Source organism: Kitasatospora sp. NPDC002227 (assembly GCF_040296285.1).
Classification (GTDB): domain Bacteria; phylum Actinomycetota; class Actinomycetes; order Streptomycetales; family Streptomycetaceae; genus Kitasatospora.
The window spans coordinates 14,315-40,873 of the sequence record NZ_JBEOWY010000067.1 but is presented as its reverse complement, the minus strand read 5'-3'; the positions used below and the strand labels follow the sequence as shown (position 1 = coordinate 40,873).

The 26,559-nt window shown below is 71.4% G+C and carries 22 protein-coding genes; 14 read left to right on the top strand and 8 right to left on the bottom strand.

Annotation, left to right across the window (positions count from 1 at the left end):
* Together ABT095_RS35430 and ABT095_RS35425 are read left to right on the top strand one after the other, a co-directional pair.
* Nucleotides 1-1,315, top strand: a 1,315-nt coding sequence (locus ABT095_RS35430) for an alpha/beta fold hydrolase (RefSeq protein WP_350533711.1), incomplete at its 5' end; no start/stop codon positions are given.
* A 129-nt stretch (nucleotides 1,316-1,444) separates the two neighbouring features.
* Nucleotides 1,445-2,338, top strand: a complete 894-nt coding sequence (locus ABT095_RS35425) for a TauD/TfdA family dioxygenase (protein WP_350533710.1) — start codon at nucleotides 1,445-1,447, stop codon at nucleotides 2,336-2,338.
* 222 nt (nucleotides 2,339-2,560) lie between these two features.
* Here the strand turns inward: ABT095_RS35425 and ABT095_RS35420 are convergent, their stop codons facing one another.
* From ABT095_RS35420 to ABT095_RS35400, 5 genes are all read right to left on the bottom strand, one after another.
* Nucleotides 2,561-3,337 carry a thioesterase II family protein gene (locus tag ABT095_RS35420; protein WP_350533709.1) on the bottom strand — a complete coding sequence of 259 codons (777 nt, stop codon included), beginning with the start codon at nucleotides 3,335-3,337 and terminating at the stop codon, nucleotides 2,561-2,563.
* Nucleotides 3,338-3,364: 27 nt separating this feature from the next.
* The gene (locus ABT095_RS35415; RefSeq protein WP_350533708.1) at nucleotides 3,365-5,176 is read right to left on the bottom strand and encodes a non-ribosomal peptide synthetase; all 1,812 of its coding nucleotides are present in this window, start codon (nucleotides 5,174-5,176) and stop codon (nucleotides 3,365-3,367) included.
* A 78-nt stretch (nucleotides 5,177-5,254) separates the two neighbouring features.
* The gene (locus ABT095_RS35410; RefSeq protein ID WP_350533707.1) at nucleotides 5,255-6,259 is read right to left on the bottom strand and encodes a TauD/TfdA family dioxygenase; all 1,005 of its coding nucleotides are present in this window, start codon (nucleotides 6,257-6,259) and stop codon (nucleotides 5,255-5,257) included.
* A 108-nt stretch (nucleotides 6,260-6,367) separates the two neighbouring features.
* Nucleotides 6,368-7,306, bottom strand: a complete 939-nt coding sequence (locus ABT095_RS35405) for a TauD/TfdA family dioxygenase (RefSeq protein ID WP_350533706.1) — start codon at nucleotides 7,304-7,306, stop codon at nucleotides 6,368-6,370.
* A 69-nt stretch (nucleotides 7,307-7,375) separates the two neighbouring features.
* Entirely contained in the window at nucleotides 7,376-9,265 is a 1,890-nt protein-coding gene (locus ABT095_RS35400; RefSeq protein WP_502885125.1) for an ABC transporter ATP-binding protein, read from the bottom strand.
* Nucleotides 9,266-9,735: 470 nt separating this feature from the next.
* On the opposite strand from ABT095_RS35400, the gene dpgC reads away from it, so the two are divergent.
* From dpgC to ABT095_RS35350, 10 genes are all read left to right on the top strand, one after another.
* Complete coding sequence (dpgC, locus tag ABT095_RS35395) at nucleotides 9,736-11,064, top strand: (3,5-dihydroxyphenyl)acetyl-CoA 1,2-dioxygenase DpgC (protein WP_350533704.1); 1,329 nt, start codon at nucleotides 9,736-9,738, stop codon at nucleotides 11,062-11,064.
* A 357-nt stretch (nucleotides 11,065-11,421) separates the two neighbouring features.
* Entirely contained in the window at nucleotides 11,422-13,203 is a 1,782-nt protein-coding gene (locus ABT095_RS35390; RefSeq protein ID WP_350533703.1) for a fatty acyl-AMP ligase, read from the top strand.
* A 194-nt stretch (nucleotides 13,204-13,397) separates the two neighbouring features.
* Nucleotides 13,398-14,306, top strand: coding sequence for a LysR family transcriptional regulator (locus ABT095_RS35385; RefSeq protein WP_350533702.1), 909 nt, complete (start codon nucleotides 13,398-13,400; stop codon nucleotides 14,304-14,306).
* A gap of 199 nt (nucleotides 14,307-14,505) precedes the next feature.
* Entirely contained in the window at nucleotides 14,506-16,041 is a 1,536-nt protein-coding gene (locus ABT095_RS35380; protein WP_350533701.1) for a restriction endonuclease fold toxin-2 domain-containing protein, read from the top strand.
* 43 nt (nucleotides 16,042-16,084) lie between these two features.
* On the top strand, nucleotides 16,085-16,456 hold the full coding sequence (locus ABT095_RS35375) for a hypothetical protein (protein ID WP_350533700.1): 372 nt from the start codon (nucleotides 16,085-16,087) through the stop codon (nucleotides 16,454-16,456).
* Nucleotides 16,457-16,469: 13 nt separating this feature from the next.
* The gene (locus ABT095_RS35370) at nucleotides 16,470-16,700 is read left to right on the top strand and encodes a hypothetical protein (protein ID WP_350533699.1); all 231 of its coding nucleotides are present in this window, start codon (nucleotides 16,470-16,472) and stop codon (nucleotides 16,698-16,700) included.
* Nucleotides 16,701-16,723: 23 nt separating this feature from the next.
* Nucleotides 16,724-17,200, top strand: a complete 477-nt coding sequence (locus tag ABT095_RS35365; RefSeq protein ID WP_350533698.1) for a hypothetical protein — start codon at nucleotides 16,724-16,726, stop codon at nucleotides 17,198-17,200.
* Nucleotides 17,201-17,629: 429 nt separating this feature from the next.
* Entirely contained in the window at nucleotides 17,630-18,619 is a 990-nt protein-coding gene (locus tag ABT095_RS35360) for a transcriptional regulator (protein ID WP_350533697.1), read from the top strand.
* Nucleotides 18,620-18,777: 158 nt separating this feature from the next.
* Complete coding sequence (locus tag ABT095_RS35355; protein ID WP_350533696.1) at nucleotides 18,778-19,770, top strand: ParB/RepB/Spo0J family partition protein; 993 nt, start codon at nucleotides 18,778-18,780, stop codon at nucleotides 19,768-19,770.
* 74 nt (nucleotides 19,771-19,844) lie between these two features.
* Complete coding sequence (locus ABT095_RS35350; protein ID WP_350533695.1) at nucleotides 19,845-20,243, top strand: cold-shock protein; 399 nt, start codon at nucleotides 19,845-19,847, stop codon at nucleotides 20,241-20,243.
* 59 nt (nucleotides 20,244-20,302) lie between these two features.
* Here ABT095_RS35350 and ABT095_RS35345 read toward each other — a convergent pair whose 3' ends face one another.
* Nucleotides 20,303-20,893: a TetR/AcrR family transcriptional regulator gene (locus tag ABT095_RS35345; RefSeq protein WP_350533694.1), complete on the bottom strand. Its 591-nt coding sequence runs from the start codon at nucleotides 20,891-20,893 to the stop codon at nucleotides 20,303-20,305.
* A 117-nt stretch (nucleotides 20,894-21,010) separates the two neighbouring features.
* Here ABT095_RS35345 and ABT095_RS35340 point away from each other — a divergent pair, with 117 nt between their 5' ends.
* Entirely contained in the window at nucleotides 21,011-22,525 is a 1,515-nt protein-coding gene (locus ABT095_RS35340) for an MFS transporter (RefSeq protein WP_350533693.1), read from the top strand.
* A 14-nt stretch (nucleotides 22,526-22,539) separates the two neighbouring features.
* Here the strand turns inward: ABT095_RS35340 and ABT095_RS35335 are convergent, their stop codons facing one another.
* A complete protein-coding gene (locus tag ABT095_RS35335; protein ID WP_350533692.1) occupies nucleotides 22,540-22,845 on the bottom strand; it encodes a PqqD family protein in 306 nt (101 codons plus the stop codon).
* Nucleotides 22,846-23,625: a nucleotidyltransferase family protein gene (locus ABT095_RS35330; protein WP_350533691.1), complete on the bottom strand. Its 780-nt coding sequence runs from the start codon at nucleotides 23,623-23,625 to the stop codon at nucleotides 22,846-22,848.
* Nucleotides 23,626-24,357: 732 nt separating this feature from the next.
* Between ABT095_RS35330 and asnB the strand changes: the two genes are divergently transcribed.
* The gene (gene asnB, locus ABT095_RS35325) at nucleotides 24,358-26,538 is read left to right on the top strand and encodes an asparagine synthase (glutamine-hydrolyzing) (RefSeq protein WP_350533690.1); all 2,181 of its coding nucleotides are present in this window, start codon (nucleotides 24,358-24,360) and stop codon (nucleotides 26,536-26,538) included.
* Nucleotides 26,539-26,559: the final 21 nt, after the last annotated feature.

The window sequence follows — 26,559 nt, the reverse complement described above, 5'->3', positions numbered from 1 at the left end:
TGCGGATGAGCAGGTGAAGATCCGTGGGTTCCGGGTGGAGCCGGCCGAGGTGGAGTCGGTGGTGGCCGCGCACCCGCAGGTGGCGCAGGCCGCGGAGGATGGTGGCAATGTCGAACTGGCCTCGTCCGTGAGTGCGTTCGTTGCCGAGCGGTTGCCGTCCTACCTGGTGCCGTCGGCGGTGGTGGTGCTGGACGCGCTGCCGCTGACCGTGAACGGCAAGCTGGACCGCAAGGCCCTGCCGGCCCCGCAGTATGCCGTGAGCGCGAAGGCTCCCGACGGCGCCGGCTCGCTCAGTGCCCTCGAACAGACCGTGTGCGAGGCGTTCGCCAAGCTGCTGGGGCTGGAGAGGGTCGGGCTCGACGACGACTTCTTCGCCCTGGGCGGGCACTCCCTGCTGGCGGTGTCGCTGGTGGCCGAGCTGCAGTCGCGTGGTGTGTCGGTGTCGGTGCGCGACGTGATCACCAACCCGACTGCGGCGGGACTGCTCAGCAGGATGTCCTTGTCGTCGGTCAAGGACGCGCTCGGCGGCATGCTCTCCATCCGGCCGAGCGGCAGCAAGTCGCCGTTCTTCTTCGTGCATCCCGGAAGCGGCTCGAGCTGGTGCTACCTGCCGCTGGCCCGGCACGTCCCGAAGGAGTATCCGCTCTACGGGCTGCAGGCCGACGGGCTCGACGGCACGAGTGAAGTCGCAACCTGTGCCGCGGAGATGGCCGCGGCGTACATCGAGCAAATTCGATCTGTTCAACCTAGCGGCCCCTACCATCTGGTGGGCTACTCTTTCGGAGGGACGGTCGCGCACGAGATCGCGGTGCAACTCCAGGCCGCGGGCGAGCAGGTGGCCGCGCTGGTCATGCTGGACGCCTACCCGGCGGAGCAGGACGCGGATCCCGCCGAGGTCGGCGAGGCATCCCGCAGCGCCGGCGAGGCAGACCGGTCCGACGACCCGGCGAGCTCGTCGACGTCCGACGAGAACGACGTGCACACCCAGAAACTCCGGGAGCTCCGGGAGGACATGGGCGCTGTCCTCGGCGGGATCTCGGACGAGGAGCTGAGCCGTGTCCTGCGCGTCTTCGAGAACAACAGCCAGCTGTTGGCGGAGCACCGGAGCGGTCGGTTCCACGGGGATGCCCTGATGGTGGTCGCGGCGCAGGGCAAGGCGACCGATGTGCCGTTGGCGAAGTGGTGGGAGCCGTACATCTCCGGGGAGATCACCCAGGTGAACCTTCCTCTCACACACGCCGACATGATGCGGCCTCTCACGCTGGGCCAGGTGTGGGCCGCTGTCGAGGGGTGGCTGGGCTCGGTCCTGTCGTAGCAGGGCCAGTCCGAACCAGAACCAGAGCGGGGCCGCTGTCAAGGTGTTGACGCCGTGCGGCCCCGCTCCGTCAGACCGTGCTCGTAAGCATGCAACCACGATGTGACTTCCAATCATCCGGAGAGACAGATGACAACAGCAATCGGCAACCAGGCGCAGACCGTTCAGGGGGCCAGCGCCCCGCTGCTGCTCGAGGAGGCTTCGGCCGAACAGGTGCGTGCCGGTCTCAAGGCCCGTGGGGCGGTCCTGCTGCGCCGGGCCGGCGGTCGGTCGCTGGCGGAGTTCGAGTCCCTGGCGGACGAGTTGATGACTCCGCTGGTACACCCGGCGGTCGGTGACATGCAACGTGAGCCGGTGAGCGCGGACGGTACGACGGCGACGGTGAACAAGGGCCAGGGCAACATCCCGCTGCACCGGGAGCTGTCGTACGCGCCCGGCGCACCCGACCTGCTGATGTTCCTCTGCGAGACGCCGGCGGCCGACGGCGGGCAGACCACCCTGTGCGACGGTGTCGCCCTGTTCGAGGCCCTGGACGAGTCGACGCGCGACTTCCTGCGAAGCGGTGACCTGGTCTGGAGATGGGAGGCCTCGCCCGCTCTCTGGCGCTCCGCCCTGGGCGTCACCACCCAGGAGGAGGCGTTCACCGCGATCGAGGCGATGAACGACCGTTCGCGCGACGGCGGCTTCCTCAGCGGGGAGTTCGAGGGGGAGACGCTCAAGGGCGCCTACCGGACCAGATTCGTCACCCGCCCCGGCGACGGGCTCCGTGAGGCGTTCTGCAACTCCGTGCTCGTCACCGTGAGCGATGCGAACAGCACCGCCGCGATGGGCGACGGCTCGGCCATCCCCGACCTGATGCTGCGCGGCATCGAGGCCGAGGCCGCGGCGGTCACCTACGACATGGCCTGGCAGGCCGGCGACATCGTCGTGCTGGACAACACCCGGTACCTGCACGGGCGTCGCTCCTTCGTCGACACAGAGCGCCGGATCCTGACCCGGGTGGGCCACAGCCACAAGTCCTGAGCCCGGATCCGCAGAGCCGCACTCGGTGAGTGCGGCTCTGCGCTGTACCGGGGCCAGGTAGGTGCGGAAGCGCCGGCAAGAGCCGCTCCAGCGGGGGGACTCCCCGCAGGGGCGGCTCTTGCCGATCACCCGGCAGACCGGCGGGAACGCCGAAGCGCGGGTGCCGGGGCTGTGATTCAGCCTTGGCACCCGCGCTGGTGGTCCGAGAGCCCCGGGGGAGTGTCAGCAGGAGCTGAACGCCCCGGAGAGGGCCGGGATGTAGGTCGGAATCCGGCTCCAGACCTCCGGCGTGTAGAAGTGGCCGCCGGGCAGGACGTCGTGCCGGAAGTCACCGGTCGTGAGGTCCCGCCAGTACGCGCCGGCGTTGGGCTCGATCACCGTGTCCGTCTCGCCGGTCAGGACCTGCAGCGGCACACTGACCTTCGAGCCGGGAACGTAGCGGAAGGTGTCCCGGACCCGGACGTCGGCCCGCATCAGCTCGACCGCGAGTTCCCGCAGGTCCGGGTCGTTGACGACGTGCTCGGGCAGCATTCCGTGCATGTTCATCCAGCCGAGCAGCTGCTCGTCGGTGTCCTGCTGGGTCGGGGACCCGTCCTGGGCGTTCAGCCCGCGGTGGGCCGCGTTGGCGGAGGACACCACGAGCGTCTCGGGCGCGGGGCCGCCGAGCTGCTCGATGCGCACGGTGACGTCGAAGGCCATCCAGCCGCCCATGCTGTGACCGAGGAGCACGTAGGGGCCCTCGGCCGCGGCGGAGAGCACGGCCTGGGTGGTGTCCTCGGCGAGGGCGTCCCAGGTCTGGGCGAAGTCCTCCAGGAAGCGGCCCTCCCGGCCGGGGTAGCAGACGGCGGCGAGGTCGACGTCCGCCGGGAGCATGCCGCCCCACTGGTGGTACTGCCCGGTTCCGCCGCCGCAGAAGCCGAGGCAGATCAGGGTACGGGCGGCGTTCTCGGTGCGGCGGGATCGGACGACGATGAGGTCCTGGGCGGTAGCGGTAGCCATGGGCGGGATTCCTTGTGATGTGAAGGGTCAGGAGGTCTCAGGTGCTGCGGCGAGCTTGGCCTCGACGTACTCGGCCAGTTCGCGCAACTGCGGGTGCTGGTACACCTCTTTGGTCCGCACGGCGAGGCCGAGCTCGCGCTTCAGCCGGCCGATCACGCGCAGCGCGACGAGCGAGTGGCCGCCCAGCGCGAAGAAGTTGTCGTCGGCACTGATCCGGTCCCGGCCGAGGACCTCGGACCAGACCTCGGCGAGCAGCTTCTCGACCACTCCCTGGGGCTCGACGAACTGCTCGGCGGGTGCCGCCTGCGGCGAGGGCAGTGCCTCCCAGTCGACCTTGCCGTTGACGGTCAGCGGAACGGCGTCGACCGCCACGAAGACCGAAGGGACCATGAACTCGGGGAGCACCGCCGCGCAGTGGTCGCGCAGCTCGGAGCCGGTCGGCGGCTCGTCGGCGACGTAGTAGGCCACCAACTGGTCACCGAGCGCTGGGTCCCGGTAGGCGGTCAGCACGGCGGTGGTCAGCCGGGGGTGCGAGGAGACCGCGGCCTCGACCTCGCCGAGTTCGATCCGGTAGCCGCGGATCTTGACCTGGCGGTCGACCCGGCCGATGAACTCCAGCGAACCGTCGGCGCGCAGGCGGACCCGGTCTCCGGTGCGGTACATCCTCCCTCCCTGCCCGCCGCCGGGCAGGAGGGGCCCGGTGCCGTCCGCCGCGAACGGGTCGGCGACGAAGCGCTCGGCGGTCAGGGCCGGCCGGTCGAGGTAGCCCCGGGCCAGGCCCTCGCCTGCCAGGTAAAGCTCGCCCGTCCCACCGGGAGCGGTCACCTGCCGGAGGTCGTCGCCGACCACGTACGCCCGGGTGCCCGGCAGCGGGTGGCCGATGTGCGCCCCCTCGCCGGTGATCCAGGCACTGGTGGCGTCCACGGTGCACTCGGTCGGACCGTAGAGGTTCACCGCTTCGAGCAGCCCGTCCGCGGTCGCCTTGGCTATCTCCTGCCAGGTCCGCTCCGGCACCGGCTCCCCGCCCATGAACAGACGCGGCAGCGGGCCGTCCGTACCGCCGTCCAGCAGGCAGGTCCGCACCAGCTCCCAGAGGGAGGGGGTGAGGTCGAGGTCCTGGATGCCGTACGCGTCGAGCAGGGTCCGGAGCTGGACGGGATCGGTGCGCTGGTCCTCGTCGAGGACGGCGATGGTGTCGCCGCGGCAGACCCGCACCCACTGCTTCACCGAGGAGTCGAAGGAGACGCTGGCGTTCCAGCCGACGACCCGCGGCTCCTCCGCGTAGACACCGGCCAGCTCCAGGGCCGTGACCAGGTCCGCGACGGATCCCCGTCCGACCTGGACGCCCTTGGGCCGACCGGTCGAGCCAGAGGTGTAGATCACGTACGCCGGGTCGAGCGGATCGGCGGCCGCCGGCTTCGGGCCGGCGGCCTCGAGGTCGCCGGCCACGGAGTCCGGGGCGACGATCTCGAGACCGGATGCCTGCAGGGCGTGGCCCGGCGCCCCCACCAGCACCCGGATGCCGGCGTCCTCGACCATGAACTCCAGGCGCTCGACCGGGTAGCGGGGGTCCAGCGGGAGGTAGGCCGCACCCGCCCGCCACACCGCGAGCAGGGCTACGACCAGCTGGGTGGTGCGCGGCAGGCTGACCCCCACCAGGTCGCCGGCGCCGATGCCACGTGAGGCCAGGGCACCGGCGAGCTGTGCGGTCCGCCGGTCGAGCTCGGCGAAGGTGAGCTCACCGTCCGTGCCCCGTACCGCGATCCGGTCCGGGGCGTGCTGTGCGGCAGCGAGGAAGCGTGCTACCAGGTCAACCGGTTGCTGGGCGAGGTCAGTCACGAGAACGAGCTCCTTGTGCACGGGATTGGGGCATGGCGCGGCCGTCGGACCGGCCTGGTCCGACGGCGCCGGTCAGGTTCAGGCGAACGCGGGCGCGGGCTCCACGGTCGGCCGGCAGTCGGAGAGCTCGACCGGGTCGCCCATGGCCACCACGATCTTCCGGTCCCCGCGGAACGGATCCCGGCCGTGTGCGGTCAGGATGTTGTCGACCAGCATCACGTCGCCCGGCTGCCAGGTCTCGCGCACCGTGGCCGCGTCGTAGGCCGCCTGGATGGCCTGGAGGTCCTCGCTGCTCAGCGCGGCCCCGTCACCGAACTCGGTGTTGAACGGAAGGCCGTCGCGTCCGAACTCGTCGACCAGCGCCTCCCGCAGGTCCTCCTCCAGCGCCCACTCGTTCCAGAAGAGCAGGTGGTTGAACCACACCTCCTCGCCACTCGACGGGTGGGTGATGATGCCGGGACGGATCTGACTCGTCCTCAGGGTGCCGTCCTCGTACCACTGGTGGCCGACCAGGTTGTCCGCGCAGTAGCGCGCGACCTCGTCCGCGTCATCGGTGGCGAACGCGGTCTGCCAGTCGGTGGAGATGTGCTCGGAGTAGCTGCGCGAGAGTCGCCACCCGGCGGTCCGGATCTTCTCCACCACCCGGTCGGGGAGCGCGTCGAGGACCTTCCGGCAGTCCGCGACGGGTGTCGCCCCGCCCTGCGAGGGTGCGACGAGGCAGCCGAACAGCAACCGGCCGGGGAAGGTCAGCGTGTAGCTGTTCTCGTTGTGCATCCGGATCGACTGCGCGGCCGGGAGGTCGGTCGAGGAGAAGACGTCGTCGCCCAGCCGGCTGCGGGGAGTGGTCTTCTCCCGGTACGGCGTCCGCTCGCTGATGAGCGTGTCCCGGATCTGCGCGAAGTCCTCGATGGTCGCCATCGGCAGACCGCGCAGGAATACCGCGCCGTATTCCCGCAGAGCCGCGGTCAGTTGTGGACGGACATCCTCGAGCCACGCGAGGACCTGTGTCATCTCGGTGAGACCGGTGACCTGGGTGAAGGCCGGCCTGCCATCAACGACCTGCCATTTAAGCGTATGTGACATCGAATCAGGTCCTTTCCAGTTCTTGGACCGGTTGTCGTACGAATGATAGGAGGGTCGATTGCGCCACGTTAAGGCGTTCAACGGGCCTTGATCGGGTGCCCGGTGCGCTCAACGCGACATGGCGACCAGGACTCGGCGGCTTCCGCCGAACGCCCTGCGCCCGTGTGCGACGGCGACGTTGTCGATGACCAGGACGTCGCCCTGCTGCCAGTCGACGTCGACGGCCAGCGCCAGTCCCTTCTCGCGGATCTCGAGCACGTACTCGTCGGGGATGGGGGAGCCGTCGGCGAAGGTCACCGACTGCGGCAGCTCGTCCGCGGGGACGATGGCCGCGAGTTCGCGCATGGTCTCCTCGCCCAGCGTCGCGGGGTGCCACTGGTCCGCCTGGTTGAACCAGACCTCCTCGCCGGTGACCGGGTGCCGGAGCGTCGAGGGCCGGACCTGGCGCGTCCGCAGCGCATTGCCGGCGGTCCACTCCCAGCTCACGCCCGCCTCGTCCAGCAGCTTCTCGACCTGGGCCCGGTCGTCCGTCTCGAACGTCGCCTGCCAGCTCTTGCCGAAGCCCCTGCCACCGTGCAGGTACTGCCGGTAGCAGACCCCGCCGCTGAAGTCCGCGCGGATCCGCTCATCGAGTGCCGCCAGCCAGGAGGCGCCGTCCAGCAGCGGAGTGGCGCCTCCCGTGGTGGCCGGCTGAATGCAGGAGAAGAGCAGCCGGGCGGGCCAGGCGTGGGCGTAGGAGAGCTCGCTGTGCATGGAGATCGCGTAGTCCGGCGGGTACTCCGTCGAGGTGTACACGTTGTCGGAGACCTTGGTCCGGGGTGTGTTGCCGTGCACGTACGCGAGGCGCTCGGGCAGCAGGGCGGGCATCACGTCCGCCAAGGACGCCTCGCTGACGTCGAAACCCCGGAACAGCAGGGCCTGGTGACGTCCCAGCAGTTCGCCGACATCGACCGAGTCGAGGTACTCCGTCAGTCCCCGGGTGGTCGCTTCGGCGCCGGTGCTCTCGGGCGTGAACCGTTGCGGTGCCCAGCCCTGCTGAACGCTCATGGGGGGATATCTCCTTGGTGGTTGGTTGACCGGTGGTGCGGACCCGCACCGGCTCGCTGTCCTACGCACTCAGGCGGGGGACTGCTGGGCGAACTGGGTGCGGTAGAGGTCGGCGTAGATGCCGCCGGCATCGAGCAGTTCGTCGTGGGTGCCGCTCTCACGGATCCGGCCGGCGTCGACGACGAGGATCTGGTCGGCCTCGCGGATGGTGGAGAGGCGGTGCGCGATCACCAACGAGGTCCGGCCGGCCAGCGCGGTCTTGAGGGCGCGCTGGATGGCCGCCTCGGACTCGGAGTCCAGGTGCGCGGTGGCCTCGTCCAGGACGACGATCGGCGGAGCCTTGAGGAGGAGCCTGGCCAGCGCGATGCGCTGCTTCTGGCCGCCGGACATGCGGTAGCCGCGGTCGCCGACCACGGTGTCCAGCCCGTCGGGGAGCGCGTCGATGGTGTCCCAGATCAGCGCGGCCCGGCAGGCCTCGATCACTTCCTGCTCGGTCGCGCCCGGGCGGGCGTACTCGAGATTGGCCCGCAGGGTGTCGTGGAAGAGGTGTGCGTCCTGGGTGACGACTCCGACGGTGTCGCGCAGCGACTGCAGGGTCAGCTCGCGGATGTCGTGGCCGCCGATCCGGATGTTCCCCTGGTTGGGGTCGTAGAGGCGCGGTACGAGCTGCGTGATGGTGGTCTTGCCGGCGCCCGAAGGTCCGACCAGGGCGGTCAACTTGCCTGCGGGAGCGCGGAAGCTGAGTTCCTGGAGGGTCCAGGAGTCGTCGGCCCGCTCGGGGCGGCGCAGCGTGGTGGACTCCAGCGAGGCGAGGGAGACCTCGGCGGCGCTCGGGTACCGGAAGTGGACCTGGTCGAACTCGACCTCAGGGGCTTCCTGGCAGGACTCCGCGGCGGGCAGCTCCCGGGCGTCGGGACGCTCGGCGATGAGCGGCTCCAGGTCGAGGACCTCGAAGACGCGGTCGAAGCTGACCAGGGCGGTCATCGCGGCGACCTGCATGGTGGAGAGCTGGATGATCGGCCCGTACAGCCGCAGCAGCAGGGTGACCATGGCCACCAGGGTGCCGAGCTCGATGGTGCCGTCGATGGCCAGGCGGCCGCCCAGTCCGTAGACCAGCGCGGTGGTGAGGGAGGTGAGGACGGTGACGATGATGAAGAGCGTCCGCCCGTAGACGACCCCGGCGACGGCCACGTCGCGCACCCGGCCGGCCTTGCTCCGGAACAGCCGCAACTCGTCGTCGGTACGGCCGTAGAGCTTGGCGAGCATGGCGCCCGAGACGTTGAAGCGCTCGTTCATCATCGAGCTCATCTCGGCGTCCAGTTGCATGGTCTCGCGGGTGATGCGCTGCAGCTTGCGGGCGATGAAGCGCCCGGGCAGCAGGAAGAAGGGGATCACCGCCAGGGCCGCGACGGTGATCTCCCAGGACAGGTAGAACATCGCGGCGATGACCATGGCGATGGTCAGCAAGGTGGACACCGACTGGGAGAGCAGCGTGGTCACGGCCTGGCGGGCGCCGACGACGTCTGCGTTGAGCCTGCTGACCAGTGAGCCGGTCTGCGCCCGGGTGAAGAAGGCCACCGGCTGCTTCTGAACGTGGGAGAAGACCTTGCTGCGCAGGTCGAAGACGAGTCCTTCGCCGATCCGGCCCGAGCACCAGGACTGCAGGTACACGGCCGCCGCGCCGATCAGGGCCAGCAGGGTGATGACGCCGCACAGCCGGCCGACGATGTCGATGCGCCGGGGCACGATGCCGTCATCGATGATCATCTTGAGGAGCAGCGGGGTGCTGACCGTGATGACCGCATCGGCGACGGTGGTCAGCAGCAGCAGGGCCAACGGCCAGCGGTACCTGCTGGCATAGGGGAGGATCCGGCGAACCGTCCCGGATCTCACCCGCTGCTTGGTGATCACATCGTCATCGAGCCGTCCAAGGGGGCCGTAGCCCGGCCCGCCCGTCATCGCCATGGAGACCTACCTCATTTTCTGACGGCACGTCAGCACATGCCTGGGAAGTCGGGGATTGTGGTGCTGACCGCGTTCGGTGTTCCGGGTCGGCCGCGGTCGGGGATCTCCGTCGCATCGCGGCCGACGGGGCTTCGGCGCTCTCAGTCGCCGGCCGTGGGCAGGTCAATCCCTCAACTCGGTGACCCTATCCGCGGGCGGGTACTTCGGGAAGCCGAGCACCGGCCCTGGGCAACTGCCGCCAGGCGGCAGTTGCACGGACGCGGGTGTGGTGCCGAAGGCGCGGTGCGTGCTGGAGTGGCCGCACATCTTGGGGCCGAACCGGCCACTGCCCGTGGCCTCGTCGAGCCACCGGCCGGGGTCCAGCCGGCGTCCGGGTTGAACGGGCCGGCGTTCGACGGGGCCCTCGGAGTCCACCTCGCAGTGGTCGACCGGACCCTGCGCCGCGCTACCGTTGGAGCCGCCTTGTGACCACCCGCCAGGACCCGACCGCCGCCGGCCACCCGCAGGCGCCCGAGGAGGACCTGCGCGCGATGCGCGGCGACCTCGCCACCGCCCGCGCGGCCCTCGCCGACGCCGCCGCCCACACCGAGGACCTGCTGGCGATCCTGCCCGTCCCGGCCGAGCGCACCACGGGTCAACGCACCGTCGCCGCCGAGGCGATCGACGTCACCCGGACCCTGCGCGAGATGTTCCTGCGCACCCACATCGACGCCGTCCACGACGAGCTCACCGCCGGCCGCACCCGCCACCTTCGGCTCGCCGAACTCGCCGAGGCCGCCGCCCACGCCTTCCCCGGGCTGGTGCCGACCGCCGCCCAGCTCGACGAGGAACGCACCCGCACCCAGGCCGGCAAGGAAGGCCACGAGATCGACCAGGGCCTCTTCTTCAGCCACCTGCTGCGCTCGCCGGTGGCCGGGACGCACCTGCTCGAGTCGATGCTGCGCCCGACCCGGCGCGCACTCGACCTGCTGGACCAGTACGTTGCCACCGGCCGGATCGACCTCGGGCCGGTCCAGCTGGAACGCACCGGCGCCGTCGCCCGGCTCACCATGACCGGCCACGACCGGCTCAACACCGAGGACAGCCGGCAGGTCGACGCCATGGAGACCGCCGTCGACCTCGCGATGCTCGACCCCGAGGTGGAGGTCTGCCTGCTGCGCGGCGGCGAGACGACCCACCCCCGCCACCGGGGGCGCCGGATCTTCAGCGCCGGCCTCGACCTCGAGGCGCTCGCCGGTGGCGGGATCTCCCTGGTCGACTTCCTGCTGCGCCGCGAACTCGGCTACCTCCACAAGATCCAGCGCGGTCTGATCACCGGCGACAGCACCAGCTGGCGCCCCGCGCGGGTGGAGAAGCCCTGGGTCGCCGCCGTGGACGGCTTCGCGATCGGCGGCGGCATGCAGGTGCTGCTGGTCTCCGACCACGTGCTGGCCGCCACCGACTCCTACCTCGGCCTGCCCGCCGCGAAGGAGGGGGCGGTGCCAGGCGGCGCCAACTTCCGCCTCAGCGCGATCGGCGGGCCCCGGCTGTCCCGCCAGGTCGTCCTCGGCGGACGCCGCGTCCACGCGGGCGAACCGGAGGCCGCCCTGCTCATCGACGAGGTCCACGAGCCCGACGAGCTCGACCTCGCCATTGAGCGGAGCCTGGACCGGATCCGCGGCCAGGCCGTGGTGGCCAACCGGCGGATGATCGACATCGCCGGGGAGCCGATGGACGCGTTCCGGCTCTGCATGGCGGAGTTCGCACTCCAGCAGGCGCTGCGCCTGTACGCGGAGATGTCATCCACGAGGTAGGCCGCTCCACCGGCGGACAGATCCGCCGCCAGGAGCAGGACCGGGCCCGGGACCAGGGAGTGTTCAACTGACGCGAGTGCGCAGTTGAACGCCCGCGCTGATCATCTGCACCGGGTTGAACACCCGCACCATCGCCGGGAGCTGGGGCATAGTGGTCTGCGTCGCCAGGAACCGACGGAGTTCGGCGAGGCCGGATGTCGGGACGCCTGGACCGGACCGAGGGACCGTGGGCACAGCCGCGGCCGAACAGCCTGATCGCGACAGTCGAGAACGACACCGCCCAGCCGCGCGGCGCGCGCCGCCGTGCATGTCCGCGCGCCGCTCAGACCGGCGCAGCGCCAAGCCCAGGGAGAAGCAATGGCCTTCGAGCTGACCAGCTACCGGAACCTCGGCGACGCGTTCGCCGCGCGGGTTGCCCAACACCCCGACAAGACCGCGGTCGTCATCTACCGCAGCTCCACCGAGGCCGAGCACGAAAGCCTCAGCTACGCCGAACTCGCCCGCCGGGCCGGCCTGCGTGCCGCCGACCTGGCGCAGCAGCTGGCCCCCGGCGAGCGCGTCCTCATCGCGCTGCCCACCTGCACCGAGTTCGTCGAGCTCTACCTCGCCTGCCAGTTGGCCGGTGTCACCGCAGTGCCCGCCCCGCCGGTGACCGGCTCCAGCAGCGCCGCCCAGCGCGTCGCCACGATCGCGGCGGACTGCGCCCCGGGGCTGGTGTTCGCCGACGCCGGGGACCTCGACACCCTCACCGAGCGCTTCCTCGCGCAGGGCCTGGGCAACGTCCCCGTCCGGGCCGCCGGCCCCGTGCCGGCGGGTGAGGCAGACCCGGCGGTGCTCCGCGACCGTCAGGCCGACCCGGACACCCTCGCCGTCATCCAGTACAGCTCCGGCTCCACGGGCACCCCGAAGGGCGTGATGCTCGCCCACCGGAACGTCCAGGCGAACCTGGAGGCCCTGCGCTCCGTCATGGGCCTGAACGGTGAGGACTCGTTCGGCAGCTGGATGCCGCTGCACCACGACTTCGGTCTCTTCTTCCAGCTCAGCGCCGCACTCTTCTACGGCGCGACAGCGGTCCTGATGCCGCCGACGGTGTTCGCCCGCAAGCCGGTCGAATGGTTCCGGATGATGAACGAGTTCCGGACCACCGCCAGCTCCGCCCCCAACTTCGCGTACGGCGTCGCGCTGCGCCTCATCAAGGACGAGCACCTCGAGGGGCTCGACCTGTCGCCGCTGCGCTTCCTGTGCAACGGCTCCGAGCCGATCCACGCCCCCACCATCGCCGCGTTCACCAAGCGATTCGCAAGCATCGGCCTGCGCCCCGAAGCCATGGTCGCCGGCTACGGCATGGCCGAGGTCACCGTCTACGCCAGCGGCACCCCCATCCCGCTCCAGCCGACCGTCATGGTCGCCGACGCCCAGCGCCTCGCCGACGCCGACCGCCCCGCGCTGGTTTCCACCCATGACGGCCGGAGCAAGGAGATCACCGGCGTCGGACGCCCCCAGGCCTTCGACACCCTCATCGTCGACCCCGCCACCCTGCGCCCCCTGTCCGCCGGCGAGGTCGGCGAGATCTGGCTGCGCGGCGACAGCGTCGGCCGGGGCTACTGGGACAAGCCCGACCTCACCGCCCGCGCCTTCCACGCCCGCCCCGCAGGTGCCGACGACGCCGAACACGGCTGGCTTCGCACCGGCGACCTGGGTGCCCTGGCGGACGGCGAACTGTTCATCACCGGCCGGCTCAAAGAGGTGATGATCGTCAACGGCCGCAACCTCTACCCGCACGACATCGAGCACGAGGCGCGCGCCGCCCACCCGGCGCTGGAGGGGTTCGTCGGCGCCGCCTTCGGCGTCCAGGCCCCGGAAGAGCGGATCGTACTGGTGCACGAGGTCAGCCCGACCGTACCGGCCGAGGAACTGCCCGCCGTCGCGGCGGCTGTCGTCCGCCGCCTCACCGCCGCCACCGGTGCGCCGGTCCGCAACCTCCTGCTGGTGCGGCGCGGCAGCGTCCACCGCACCACCAGCGGCAAGATCCAGCGCACCGCGATGCGCGACCGCTTCCTGGCCGGCGACATCCCTGCCCTGCACGCCGAACTCGAACCGGCCGTACGGCAGCTGACGGCTGGAGCCGAAGCCCTTTGATGCCCCACCCGCACCGGCACCGCACACGGGATCGTGAACCGGTCGGCGTGGCTGCAGGCCGAGCCACGCCACCGGTGGGCCGACTGCGCGGCGAGCTCGTGGTGAACCTGACGGCAACGAGCTTCAGCCGGGCCACCGGACGCTGACGGGGCTCCCGTCCGTGGCGAGGAGGACGGCTGTGGCAGGCTGCTGCCATGAACCGGCCCGAACTCGGCCTGCAGCAGTTGCACGCCTTCGCCGTGCTCGCCGAGGAGTTGCACTTCGGCCGCGCCGCCGCGCGGCTCGGCATCGCCCAGCCGCCGCTGAGTCAGCAGATCCGCCGCTTGGAGGCCAAGGTCGGCCATCCGCTGTTCCACCGTGAGCCGGGCCGGGTCTCGCTCACCGCGGCCGGTGAGGAACTGCTGCCCGCTGCCCGGCGGGCCATGGCCGAGCTGGCCGCCGGGCTGCACACCGCCCGGCGGGCCGGGGCGGGCGAGGCCGGCCGGCTGCGGATCGGCTTCGCCGGCTCGCTCGCCCTGACGGTGCTGCCCGAACTGCTGCGGCGCTACCGCGAGCACCGGCCGGCGGTGGAGCTGGAGATCCGCGAGATGACCACCGCGCCGCAGTTGGCCGCGGTGCAAGAGCGGCGGATCGACCTGGGGCTGCTGCGTGAGCCGCCCGAGACGGCCGGACTGCGCATCGAGACCCTGCTCACCGAGGAGTTCGTGGCGGTGCTGCCCGCCGGCCACCCGCTGGCCGGGCAGCGGATCGTCCCGCTGGCGGCTCTGGCCGGTGAACCCTTCGTGCTGATGCCGCGTGCGGTCGCGCCGACGGTCCACGAGCGGATCCTCGACGTCTGCCGCTCGGCCGGGTTCACCCCCGACCTCGGGCAGCAGGCGGTCGAATGGCAGACGGTGGCCGCCCTGGTCGGGGCCGGGCTCGGGGTGTCCCTGGCACCCGCCGGCATCCGCCGCCTGCGTCTGCCCGGTGTCGCCTACCGCCGGATCACTCCCGGCACCGAGCGCACCCGCGTCGCCGCCTGCTGGCGCTCCGGGGAGGAGGGCGGCCCGCTGCTGGCGGGCTTCCTGGCCACCCTTCGCGGGTTCACCGACGGTGGCCGGTAAGGCGCTCAGGCGCCTGCGGGCAGAGTCCGCGCAGGTCAGGGAGACCGGCCACGGACGGCCGGTCGGTGTGGCCTGGTCCCGGGGGTGTGGTGCCGGAAGGGTGGGTGCGGGCCCGCCGGTGTGTTGATCCGGGGCGGGTGGACTTCCATGCCGACGGTCAGGGGGACCGGTGAGCGGATTTCATGTCGACCCTCCCAAGATGCTCGTCTCCTCCTCGGGGTTCACGGACCTGCAGACCTGGGCGGCCCAGATCCACCGGGGCCTGGTCGGGTCGCTCGACGACGCGGCCGGGATGGCCGGTGACGACGACACCGGGCATGCCTTCGCCACCAAGTACGATCCCGTCGCCCAGTCGGTGGTGAACGCCCTGGGGAGAGCCGTCGCACAGCTCGGCGGCACCGCCAACGGCCTCTACACGATGGCCGTCAACTACACCCGCACCGAAGCCGACATCGCCGCGAGCATGATGCAGCCCGAGCAGCTGCCCCAGTCCTCGGACCCCCAGTGCGACGACCAGGCCAAGGACGTCCAGATCCCCACCGCCGTCGGCCACCAGAACTGGGCGGTCCGCGAGATCATCGCCCGCTTCTGGCCCCAGGGGGACCCGGACAAGCTCCGGCAGGCCGGGACCGACTGGAAACGGCTCGCCCAGCTGGTCAGCCGTCTCGGTACCGAGGGCGACCAGCTCGCCCAGGCCGTCACCACCTCCAGCACCGCGAGCGCGGTCGACTCCTTCGCCACCAACTGGCGGGCCATGCACGACGGCTGCGCCCCGTCCGGGCCGCTGCTCAACACGCTCACCAGCACCGCCTACCAGCTCGGGGAGGCCTGCGAGACGTACGCCAAGGGCATCGACGACCTGCGTGACAAGCTCGAGGACCTCGCCCTGGTCGCGGGCGGCGTCGCGGTCGCCGGTGTCGCGCTGACCCTGTTCACCCTCGGGGGGTCGGACGTGGCGGCGGTCGGTGGTGAGGCCGCGATCGCGGCCGAGGCCGGCTCCGCCGCGCTCGCGCTGACCGCCGAGCTGGAGGCCAGCGCCGAAGTCGCCGTGCTGGCCGAGGCGGCCGCCGTCGTGGACGCCGCGGCCGCGCGGCTGATCCCAATCGGCGTGGCGGCCGCGGGCGGGCTCGTCATCGCGGGGGCCGGTTCCCCCGGGGCCAACGCCGCGCCCACGCCGGCGGCGCCCACCCCGGGCATCGGGCCGCTGCCGCCCGACCCGTCCAGCCGCTACCCCGTCCTCGGCCCGGGCCAGCAGCAGGACATGCGCACCTGGATGACCCGGATGGGCGCCGACGGCCGGACCAGCCCCGCTCTCGGCCCGATGGGCAAACCCAAGATCGACGCGCGGCGGGCCTACCAGCAGCGCGTCGCCGGCGACACCGAGTACCAGCTCTACACCGACATCCCCGACGGCAAGGGCGGCCAGAAGAGCATGAACGCCGACGGCGTCCGCCCCGAGGACGGAGCCGCCATCGACGCCAAGTACGTCGGCACGCAGCCGAGTTGCAAGTCGCCTCTGCGCCTGGGCAATGTCGACGAGGTGCCCGACTTCGTCTACGAGTCGACGATGAAGAGCCAGGGCGAGGAGATGGACAAGTACGCCTCCGCGTTCCAGGACCCCCGGAACCAGGTCAACCACCTCGAGGTTGTCACCAACGACGACAAGGCCGCCGCCTACTACGCCGCGATGATGGCAGCCAAGAAGGTCCCCGGGGAGACCCGGGTAGTCCCATGAGCAGTGGCCCCGCCCGGGGCCGGCACCACGGAGAGGAACACCGGTGGGATCCCACTACTTCATCAGCGCCGACCGCACGAGCGGAGCGGCCTGGCCCTTCACCGCGGCCCAGCTGGGCGAGGCGCTGCTGCGCCGGTGGCCGCAGAGCACCGTCACCGACGCCGGCGACGACAACCTCGACCTGGACGTCCGGGTGGAGCAGAACCGCTGCGAACTCACCTACCAGGCCGACCACCAGGTCTTCGTCTTCCGTGACCAGGACCCGCTCGACCCGCCGCTCGCGATCGTCCACACCCTGCTGCGCGACCTCGCCCCCACCGTCCCGGCCCTGTGGTGGGCCGACTACGACGCCACCCCGGAGCCCTTCGACGTCACCGCCGAACTGGCCGAGGTGATCCAGGACTTCGGCGCGTAGCGGACTGAGGGCCGTGCGACCGATCGGCGACCACCCTCGGTTCGGTGCCGCCTGCGCGACGCTGCTCAGCCTGCCGGCGATCACCGAGGCCTTCGCGGAGTGGACCAAGCTCCGTACCGAGGCCGGCAACAGCTGGCTGCTGCTGGGAGCCGCCGTGCTGACCGTCGCGGTGAGCGCGGGGGTGACCGCGACCACCAGGTGCCCGGCCCTGCACTGCGGTGTGGACGCCCCCGGGTCAGCCTGACCGGTGCGACGGCCGGTCAGGTGGTGGCCGCCGTGCTGGGTGTGCTGGCGGCCGGGAACGAGTACCACACGGGCATGATGCGGACCACGCTGGCGGCGATGCCGCGCCGGTCCGCGGTGCTGACGGCCAAGGCCGCGGTGCTGACCGCGGTGATGCTGGTGGCCGGCACGCTGGCGGTGGCCGGGTCGGTGCTCTACCTGCTGCTGATCGCCCTGCTGAGCCTGGGGACGGTGACGGCGCTCCGCAACTCCGCGACGGCGACCGGTGTCGTCCTGGCGCTGCTCTTCGTCTTCCCGATCCTGATCAAGGTGATCTCCAACCCGGACTGGCAGCGCCACCTGCAGCGGATCGCGCCGATGCCGGCCTGCCTCGAGGTGCAGGCGACGGTGAACACCGGTCAGCTCGCGATCGGCCCTTGGCAGGGGCTCGGGGTGCTGGCCCTATGGGCCGTGGGCGCCCTGCTCGTCGGCGGGGTGACACTGCAGCTCAGGGACGCGTAACCGCTCCCGGACCGCGCCCGGGCGGGGCGCGGACAGGCGGCCCGAATTCGGCGGCCGGTGCGTTCAACTGCCGCGCGGCGGCAGTTGAACGCACCGGCATGTGCGGGCGGTGGGCTCGGGCCGGTTCGCCGTCCGCCGGACCGACCTCCAAGGCGGCCGAGCCCCTTTGCATGAAGAACGCTCATACGTCAAGCCGCCGTCTGGACAGTTCCGCTGCGAACCGTAACGATGGTGTCCGCGGTCAACTGGGCCCAGGGGTCGGGAAGGGGTTCCCGGGGCTCGTGGTGCGTGACCGGTGGCGGGACGCCGATGTCCCCCGAACTCGACCGGCCCTCGAGCGACTTCTGTCAGCAACCGGACTTCGACCGCGCATCCGATGGAGGAGTGAACCAAGTGGATCGGCCTGTACCAGGCTCGCCGGAGCCTCCCGTGAAAGTCGTGACCCTCCCGATCGCCCTCCTGACGGTGGGTGAGCCGCTGCGCATGGCCGGACAGGACACGGAGCACGCGCTGAGGCTGGCGGAGGTCGACACCGCGCTGCCGCCGATCCTGGTGGAACGCGAGACCTTGCGGGTGGTCGACGGGCTGCACCGGATGATGGCCGCCCTGCTGAAGGGGCGGCAGACCATCGAGGTGGAGTTCTTCGAGGGCACCAGCGAGGACGCCTTCCTGCGCTCGGTCGAGCTCAACGTCTCCCACGGGCTCCCGCTGTCGCTGGCCGACCGGCGGGCGTCGGCCGAGCGGATCATCCGGTCCCACGGCTACCTGTCGGACCGGGCGATCGCCCGGGTGGCGGGGCTGGGTGCCAAGACGGTCGCGGCCATCCGCCAGGACGCGGCAGGGCAGTTGCCGCCCGCCGAACAGCGGGTCGGCCGGGACGGCAAGGTCCGCCCGGTGGACGGAACCAAGGGCCGGCAGAAGGCCGCCGAGCTGATCGCCGAACGGCCGGAGGCCTCGCTGCGCGAGGTGGCGCGGCTCGCCGGCGTCTCGCCGGCCACCGTGAGCGACGTACGCCGACGGCTGAGCGCGGGCCAGAGCCCGCAGGTGGACGGCGCCGCCCCGGCGGGGGCCGGGCGCGGCGCCCCCGCCCGGGTGTCGGCGCTGAGGAAGAGACCGAGCAGAGCGGCGCGGGTGGTGGCCGACCCCGCGGTGCTGCTGGAGAAGCTGGTGCGCGACCCGTCGCTGCGCCACAAGAGGGAAGGGCGCCAGCTCCTGCACCTGCTGCGGCAGAACGCGATGGGCAGTCAGGAGATCTCCGGCCTCACCACGGTGGTGCCGCCGGACTACGGGGCCCTGGTGGCCGGGCTCGCCCGGCAGTACGCCGAGATCTGGCAGGGATTCGCCCAGGAACTGGACGAACGGATGGTGCGTTCCGGGGGGGAGTGGCCTGCGGAGGTCCCGATCGGGGTCAGCGCATAGGCGCGTTCGAGGTGGATCTCGACGTAAACACAGCAATTCGGGCGGATTCCTGGTCACGACGGAAGCGGATGACCGGTGAATACTCTGAAAAATATTACCAGATTCCGGTAAGAGCCGGTAAGAGGGCGCACTGCGCCCCGATATCCACGGGGGATATTGTGATTCAGTCAGTCGTCCACTCCCCACAGACCGTCACCGTCCCGATCGCGACGCTGCTGCTGGGGGAGTCACCGCGCTCGACCGGGAGCGACGAGGAGCACATCGCCAGGCTCGCGGAGCTCGACGGCCCGCTCCCGCCGATCCTGGTCGACCACGGCATGCGCGTGGTCGATGGCATGCACCGCCTGCTGGCCGCCCTCTCCAAGGGTGACGAGACGATCGACGTCGAGTTCTTCGACGGCAGCGCGGACGACGCCTTCCTGAAGTCGGTGGAGGCCAACGTCTCGCACGGTCTCCCGCTGTCGCGGGCCGACCGCCGCGCCGCGGCCGAGCGGATCGTCTCCTCGCACCCCGGTCTCTCGGACCGGGCGATCGCCCGGTCCGCCGGGCTGAGCGCCAAGACGGTCGCCGAGATCCGGCGGCTGTCCACCGAGGACACGGCCCAGGTGACCGCCCGGGTCGGGCGGGACGGCAAGGTCCGCCCGCTGAACAGCCTGGAGGGCCGGCAGCGGGCCGCCGAGGTGATCGCCGAGCACCCGCAGGCCTCGCTGCGCGAGGTCGCGCGGCTGGCCGGGATCTCCCCGGCCACGGTCAGCGACGTCCGCAAGCGGATGGCGGCCGGGGAGCCGCCGGCCGCGACCCGGCCCGAGCCGTCCCGCCCGGGCGGCAGCCCCGCCCCGCAGGGGCGCGTCCCGCTCCGGCGGACGGTACGCCGGGCGGGCGGCGCCCGGCCCGACCCGGTACCGGTGCTGGAGAAGCTGGTCCGGGACCCGTCGCTGCGGCACAAGGAGGAGGGGCGCCAACTGCTGCGCCTGCTCCAGCAGAACGCGATGGTCCCGATGGAGTGGTCCGAGCTGGCGGCCGCCGTCCCGACGCACTGCGGCGCGCTGGTGGTCGCGCTCGCCCGGCAGTGCGCCGAGACCTGGAGCGAATTCGCCCAGGAACTGGACGAACGGAGCCGCATGGCTGGGCAGATCGGGCGGGCCGGTTGACGTGTCCGGATTCGGCACGGCGGTAATGATCGGGTCGGGCCCTTGTTCGGGCCCAGAGGTGTTCGGGGGTTGGCATGGTTGCTGGTCGTGTGGTGCGGTTCGACGGTGCTCGGGGTTATGGATTCATTGCGCCGAACCATGGTGGGGAGGATGTCTTCTTGCACGTGAATGATCTGCTGATTCCCGAATCGTCGCTGCGGACGGGGCTCGCGGTGGTCTTCGAGGTGGAGGAGGGCGACCGCGGCCCGAAGGCCTCGGCCGTTCAGCTCGCCCCGGCCTCGGCGGGGGCCGCCGGCCGCTCCGGCCGGACCCTCGACGACGTCTCCCTGTGCGACGTGCTCGGTGCCGACGAGTACCTCGGCGAGACGACCGACGCCCTGCTGGAGGCGGCGCCGACACTGACGGGCAATCAGATCGTCCAGGTGCGCGTCGCGATGCTGAGCCTGGCGAAGAGCCACGGCTGGATCGGCTGACGGCCACCCCTCGGAGGGGAGGGGGCCGCCTTCGCTCGGGCGGGGGCGGCCCTTCGCGTTCAGCCCCGTGCCAGCGGGCCGAACAGGGCGGTGCGCAGCGCCGGGCCGACGTGGCGCAGGATTTCATCAGGGGACATGGAGGCGAGGGGTTCCAGCCGGACCAGGTAGCGCAGGGTGATCACCCCGGTGATCACGGCGCCGAAGGCGGTGGCGCGGTGGTGCGCGTTCGGGCCGTCCAGGCGGGCGGCCACCCGTTCGACGATCTCCTGCTGGACGACTTCCCGGAGCAGGGCGGCGTGGCTCTCGTCCTGGGCCACGTTGCGCAGCATCGCCAGCAGCGGAGGGCCGGCCTCGGGGCTGTCCCAGACGGCGATCAGCGTGCGCAGGACCCGCTGGGGGAGGGTGGTCAGGTCGCCCGCGACGGCCTGGGCCGCGACTTCGGCGGGGTTGACGGCCAGCGCCATCGCCGCGCCGAAGAGGCCCCTCTTGGAGCCGAAGTAGTAGCTGATCAGGGCCTGGTCGACACCGGCCTCGGCCGCGACGGAGCGCAGGGTGACGCCCTGGTACCCGTCGGCCAGGAAGCGGCGGCGGGCGACGTCCAGGACGGCGGCCCGGGTGTCCGGGCTGCCGGGGCGGCGGCCACGGGGCACGTTTCGGCACTCCTTGTCGGGCGGTCCGGTTAATTCAGCACCATGGAAATCCTAGCGCGCGGCGCTCCACCCTGGGGCCTGTCCCGTCCGTCCGGACCCCAGGGGAGGCCGAGAACCTTGTCCGCCGTTCCACCACTCGCCGCCGTGCCGCGTACCGCCGCCGCGCCCGTGCGCCACACCGCCGTGCTGGCCGTCACCTGCCTGGCGCTGGCCGCCGTGGTGTCGGCGATGTCCTCGCTGAACGTGGCGCTGCCGTCGATCGCCCGCGAGACCCATGCCGACCAGACCCAGCTGTCCTGGATCATCGACGCCTACAGTCTGGTGTTCGCCGCCCTGCTGCTGCCCGCCGGTGCGCTCGGCGACCGGTTCGGGCGGCGCCGTGCGCTGCTGGCCGGCCTGGCGGTGTTCGGCGCCGGGTCGGCGCTGGCGACCGTCACCACTTCGCCCGATGCGCTGATCGCGGTGCGGGCCCTGCTCGGGGTCGGCGCGGCGCTGGTCATGCCGGCCACCCTCGCCACCGTCACCAGCACCTTCCCGCCCGAGCGGCGGGCGGGGGCGGTCAGTGTCTGGGCGGCCGTCGCGGGAGCCTCCGCCGTGGTCGGGGTGCTGGTCGCGGGTTCGCTGCTGCAGGAGTGGACCTGGCGCTCGGTCTTCCTGCTCAACGTGGTGCTCGCGGTGGTGGCCGGGCTCGGCGTGCTGGCCCGGGTGCCGGAGTCGGCCGAGCCCGGGCAGCCGCCGTTCGACCTGCTCGGCGCGGTGCTGGTGGTGGCCGGGCTCGGGGTGCTGGTCTACAGCATCATCGAGGCGCCGCAGCACGGCTGGGGGAGCCTGGCCACCCTGGGCGGGGCCGGGACCGGCCTGGCGATCCTGATCGCCTTCGTGGCCTGGGAGTTGACGATCAGTCAGCCCATGCTCGACCCGAGGCTGTTCCGCAACCGCCGGTTCGCGGCCGGCACGGTCTCCATCTCCCTGCAGTTCTTCGCGTTCTTCGGCTTCATGTTCGTCCTGATGCAGTTCCTGCAACTGGTCCGCGGCGACAGCGCGTTGACGGCCGCACTCGGCATGCTGCCGATGGCCGTGACGATGGTGCCCTCCTCCCGGCTGAGCCCGCTGCTCGCCGCCCGGCTGGGGGCGCGGCGGCCGTGGGTGGCCGGGCTGCTGGTGGCCGCGGTCGGTCTCGCGCTGTTCTCCCGGGTGGACGGCTCCACCCCGTACTGGCGGCTCGCCGCGGCCTTGCTGCTGCTCGGGCTCGGGCTGGGCCTGGCGATGCCGCCGGCCACCACCGCGATCACCGACGCGCTGCCGGCCGACCGGCAGGCGGTCGGCTCGGCGATGAACGACCTGGCCCGGGAGCTGGGCGGCGCGCTCGGGATCGCCGTGCTCGGCAGCATCCTGACGGCGGGCTACCGCGGCCACCTCACCCTCCCCGGCGCCCCGCCCCAGGTCGCCGAGGCGGCCCGCGCCTCCCTGGGCGCGGCCGCCGCGATGGGCGGCCCGGTGCTCGACCACGCCCGCACCGCCTTCGTGGCGGGGCTGCAGGGCGCACTGCTCGGCGGGGCGGTGGTGCTGCTGCTGGCCGCGGTGCTGGTGGGCCTGCTGCTGCGCACGGTCTCCCCGACCGTGCGCAGGTGATCGCGGGAGGAGGGTCACCCCACCCCGTCGGCCTGCGGGCCGGCGGGTGAGAGGGCGATGGCCCCCTCCTCGGCGAGACTGGCCAGAATCTCCTTGGTGTCGGCCACTGCCTCCTCGGCCGTCACCTCGTACTCGGCGGCGAGCAGCCGGCCGATCTCGGCCGCGGTGCGTCTGCCGTCGATCCGCCGCCAGATGAAGCCGGCCGTCTCGGAGAGGTCGAAGGCACTCTCCGGGACGGCGATGCGGATGACGCCCCGGACGTTGCGGACCCGGACCTCCAGCTTGGGCACCGGGACAGTGGTGTCGTCGATCACGGCCATTCAGATGCTCACCTCCATCGCGATGGCGCGGCAGACGGGGAGCACCTCGTTGACCCAGGCCGCCGGGTCCGCGGGGTCGTAGGACTGCATGGTCTCGAGGCCCCAGTACTCCTCGAAGGAGAGCAGTGCGGGCTCGGCGGCGCGGAACCGGCGGGCCCGCCACTTGGAGCCCTGCCCGTACTCGCCGTGGTAGGCGATGAGCGCGTCCACGGAGTAGGCGAACGCCGCCCGGCCGGAGAGGACGGCGCTCTCCAGGTCTCCCGCCTGCAGCTGCCCCACCGCGTCCTCGACGCGGGAGTCCGCGAGGTTGAGGGCCTGGCTGATCAGGAACGCCGGGAAGGCGGACTGCTTCAGCTGCTCGCCGCGTTCCGCGAGCCAGCCCTGGCCGGAGGCGGCGACGGCGAAGCCGAAGCGGTGCAGCAGCCACCGCTCGATGTAGTTGAGGTCGTTGCTGTCCATGGCGGCGCGCTCGAACGCCTCCCAGGTCACCTTCTCGAAGACCTCGTCGACCTGCTGGTCCGTCCAGTACTTGATGTCCCACCGCATCCCGTCGACGAACAGCTCGACGCTGGGGATGTCCTTCTTCGTCAGGGGAACGTTGAGGCTTCTGGCCTCCGGCCCGTCCCAAGGCTCCTCGGACACGATGTAGAGATCGACGTCGCTCGACGGGTTGCCCCAGCCCCGGACGAGCGAGCCGGCCTCGAAGACGCAGAGGTGGGAGTCGGGGAGAAGATTCCTCGAACGGAGTTCTTCGAGATAGTAGGAACGGTCGTCAGACATTTCTGTCTCTTCCGGTCGCGGGGATTCATGGCCTGGCGCGCGGGCAATCAGCCGGAATGCAGGCAGGGTGGCGGAGGGGGTAATTCCCAAGCCGTCCGTCGGCAGCGTGCCAGCCAGCATTGACGCTGTCAAGGAGTTTCTTGCTGCCCTGAAGGGCCACCGGCCGAGGCCGCCGCAGGCTCCTCCGGGCTCCGTTCGTTGCGGCGTCCGCGAGCCGGATGCCAGGCGCCTGGCCGCCTGGTGACCGGCCGTCGGCTACGCGCATAGCAATTGGATATCACCTGGTCACAGCGCTGGCTGAGTTTCTCCGGAGGTCTTTCCTCCCCCCGTTGGCAGTGACCGGTTTGGTACAATTTCACGTGCAATTTTACAGATTGATGTGCGCCGGAGTGGCTCTCCGGCGGGCCGATCTTGTGTTGACGATCACTCGCCGGGAGGGGTAGAAAGATTGAGCCCGACCTCGGCAGTTCTGCGAGATCGGAGGCTTAGGGGGCCCGTCTGCATTCATGCCGACGAATTCCCTCTTGCCCGAATTCGAAGCCATTCGAGCATTGCGGGGGAGGTGAATCACCATGAAGAAGTACATCAAGCCGTCGGCCCAGAAGGTCGGCTTCGGCACTGTCCTGCGCGGCACTGCCTGATGAGTCGCCCCGCGTGTGCGGCAGCCAGGACCGGCTGCCGCACACGCGGGGCTCCTGAGGATGAAGAGCACGATTGTGGAGGGGTAGCTTCATGTGCGGAATCGCCGGGATCGCACGTCTGGGCGGTGGCGAGCTCACGGCCGCGGCGGACGGCCTGCTCGACCGGTTGGCCACCACGCTCGCCCACCGCGGCCCGGACGACCGACGGGTGCTGCGTGAGGCCAACGTCGGACTCGCCTTCGCGCGCCTCTCCCTGGTGGCCCCCACCGACGGCGGCCAGCCGCTGGTCAGCGAGGACGGATCCGTCGTCCTGATCGCCAACGGCGAGGTCTACAACCACCGCGAGCTGGAGGCCGGACTCCCGGCCGGGACCAGGATGCGGACCAAGTCCGACTGCGAAGTCCTCCTTCACCTCTACCAGCGTGACGGACTGTCCTTCCTGGACAAGGTGAACGGGATGTTCGCCTTCGTCCTGTGGGACCGCAAGCGCGACACCCTGCTCCTCGGGCGCGACCGCTTCGGCATCAAGCCCCTCTACTACCACCGCGACGCGGACCGGATCGTCTTCGCCTCCGAGATCAAGGCGCTGTTCGCCGACCCCGCCACGCCACGCCGCCTCGACTGGGAGGGGGCCCTGGGCGACCTCGCGCTGAGCGCGACGCCCGCCTTCGTCCACGCACCCGTGAACACGTGGTTCGAGGGCATCGGACTCGTCCCGGCCGCGACCGTCCTGGAGATCCGGCTGGGCGACAACTCCGCCCGGGAGCACCGGTACTGGACCATGCCGGAGGCCGACGCCGACTCCGACGCCTCCGACCAGGAGTACATCGCCGCGTACCGCGACCTGCTGGCCGAGGCGGTCAAGGACTGCGCCACCGCCGACGCCGAACTCGGGCTCTTCCTGAGCGGCGGCATCGACTCGGCCGCCGTCGCCGCGCTCGCCGGCCACGTGCAGACCTTCACGGTGCTGACCGGCTCCACACTGCTCAACGGCGACGCCGAGTGGGCGCACCGGATCGCGAAGGTCCTCGGACTGCCCAACGAGCAGGTGCTCTTCGACGTCGACCGGACACCCGGTGCCGAGGAGTGGAAGCAACTGCTCTGGCAGGTCGAGTCACCGCTGTGCAGCCCCGAGGTGTACTACAAGAACGAGCTCCACAAGTACTCCCGCTCGCGCCACCCGCAGATCAAGGGCATGCTGCTCGGCGCCGCCTCCGACGAGTTCAACGGCGGCTACACCGACACCTACGCCGAAGGCCCCGGCTGGGACGGCTTCATGGAGTCGCTGCGGGGCTTCTCACGCCGGACGGCGCTGCTGGACCGGCCCCGGCTCGCCCAGTGGTACGGCCTCTCGGACGTGCCCTTGCTGCGCGACGAAGCACTGCGGGCCACCGCGGCGGCGGACCCCTACCAGGAGTACCTGGCCTGGAAGTACCGCAGTCTGCAGCAGTACAACGTGTGGCACGAGGACCGGACGGCCGCGGGCAACAGCATCGAGGCCCGGGTGCCCTTCCTCGACCACCGCCTGGTCGAACTGGTGGTGTCGATCCCGGCCGAGCGCCGGGCCCGGCTGCTGCTGGACAAGCGGATCCTGCGCGAGGCCATGGTCGGGGTCCTCCCCGAGGAGGTGCGCACCCGGCCGAAGGTGCCCTTCTACCACGGCGACGGGCGGCTGCACACCTACCGGACCTTCACCCGGATGCTGACCCAGCAGGGCAACGCCCTGGTCGAGGAGGCGCTGTCCACCGACCGCGCCCGGGAGTTCATCCACGCCGACGGGATCCGGGAGAACCTCCGGCGACTGCGCGAGGACCGGGAGCACGGCTCGCTCGAACTCCTGCTGCGCGTGGTCAACCTCGGCTTGCTCGAGCGGATGACCGAACAGCTGCCCCCGGAGCCCTCGGCGGTCCCCACGACGACCACGCTCCGCTCGGTACCGGTGGAGGACTGGGACGAGTCGGCCGCCGAGCTCGGCGAACTCACCCTCCACCGGCCCGAGATCGCCCCGGACGCCGCCTACACCCTCGGCCCGCAGGTGCTGCTCGCCGCCGCGGACGACGGGCAGGGCACCTGGTACGTCATCGTCGACGGCGCCGTGGAGTACGTGGTCGAGGAGACCGCCGACGAGACCTGGCTCGCCCTGCTCCGCGGCCTGGACGGCTCCTGCTCCCTGCGGGAGGCGGTCGCGAAGGCGGGCGGCTCCCTCGGGGAGCTGCGGGAACTCGTCGAGGAGGCCGTCGAGCAACGGCTCATCGTGCCGGTCCCGTCCTGACGACCCCCGCCCCAGCCAGCC

What these genes read in the sequence shown, in the direction of transcription:
- ABT095_RS35425 (WP_350533710.1), top strand. Translation starts at nt 1,445, where the DNA reads ATGACAACAGCAATCGGCAACCAGGCGCAGACCGTTCAGGGGGCCAGC.
- ABT095_RS35420 (WP_350533709.1), bottom strand. Translation starts at nt 3,337, where the DNA reads ATGGCTACCGCTACCGCCCAGGACCTCATCGTCGTCCGATCCCGCCGC.
- ABT095_RS35410 (WP_350533707.1), bottom strand. Translation starts at nt 6,259, where the DNA reads ATGTCACATACGCTTAAATGGCAGGTCGTTGATGGCAGGCCGGCCTTC.
- ABT095_RS35405 (WP_350533706.1), bottom strand. Translation starts at nt 7,306, where the DNA reads ATGAGCGTTCAGCAGGGCTGGGCACCGCAACGGTTCACGCCCGAGAGC.
- ABT095_RS35400 (WP_502885125.1), bottom strand. Translation starts at nt 9,265, where the DNA reads ATGACGGGCGGGCCGGGCTACGGCCCCCTTGGACGGCTCGATGACGAT.
- ABT095_RS35390 (WP_350533703.1), top strand. Translation starts at nt 11,422, where the DNA reads ATGGCCTTCGAGCTGACCAGCTACCGGAACCTCGGCGACGCGTTCGCC.
- ABT095_RS35385 (WP_350533702.1), top strand. Translation starts at nt 13,398, where the DNA reads ATGAACCGGCCCGAACTCGGCCTGCAGCAGTTGCACGCCTTCGCCGTG.
- ABT095_RS35380 (WP_350533701.1), top strand. Translation starts at nt 14,506, where the DNA reads ATGCTCGTCTCCTCCTCGGGGTTCACGGACCTGCAGACCTGGGCGGCC.
- ABT095_RS35350 (WP_350533695.1), top strand. Translation starts at nt 19,845, where the DNA reads ATGGTTGCTGGTCGTGTGGTGCGGTTCGACGGTGCTCGGGGTTATGGA.
- ABT095_RS35335 (WP_350533692.1), bottom strand. Translation starts at nt 22,845, where the DNA reads ATGGCCGTGATCGACGACACCACTGTCCCGGTGCCCAAGCTGGAGGTC.
- ABT095_RS35330 (WP_350533691.1), bottom strand. Translation starts at nt 23,625, where the DNA reads ATGTCTGACGACCGTTCCTACTATCTCGAAGAACTCCGTTCGAGGAAT.
- asnB (WP_350533690.1), top strand. Translation starts at nt 24,358, where the DNA reads ATGTGCGGAATCGCCGGGATCGCACGTCTGGGCGGTGGCGAGCTCACG.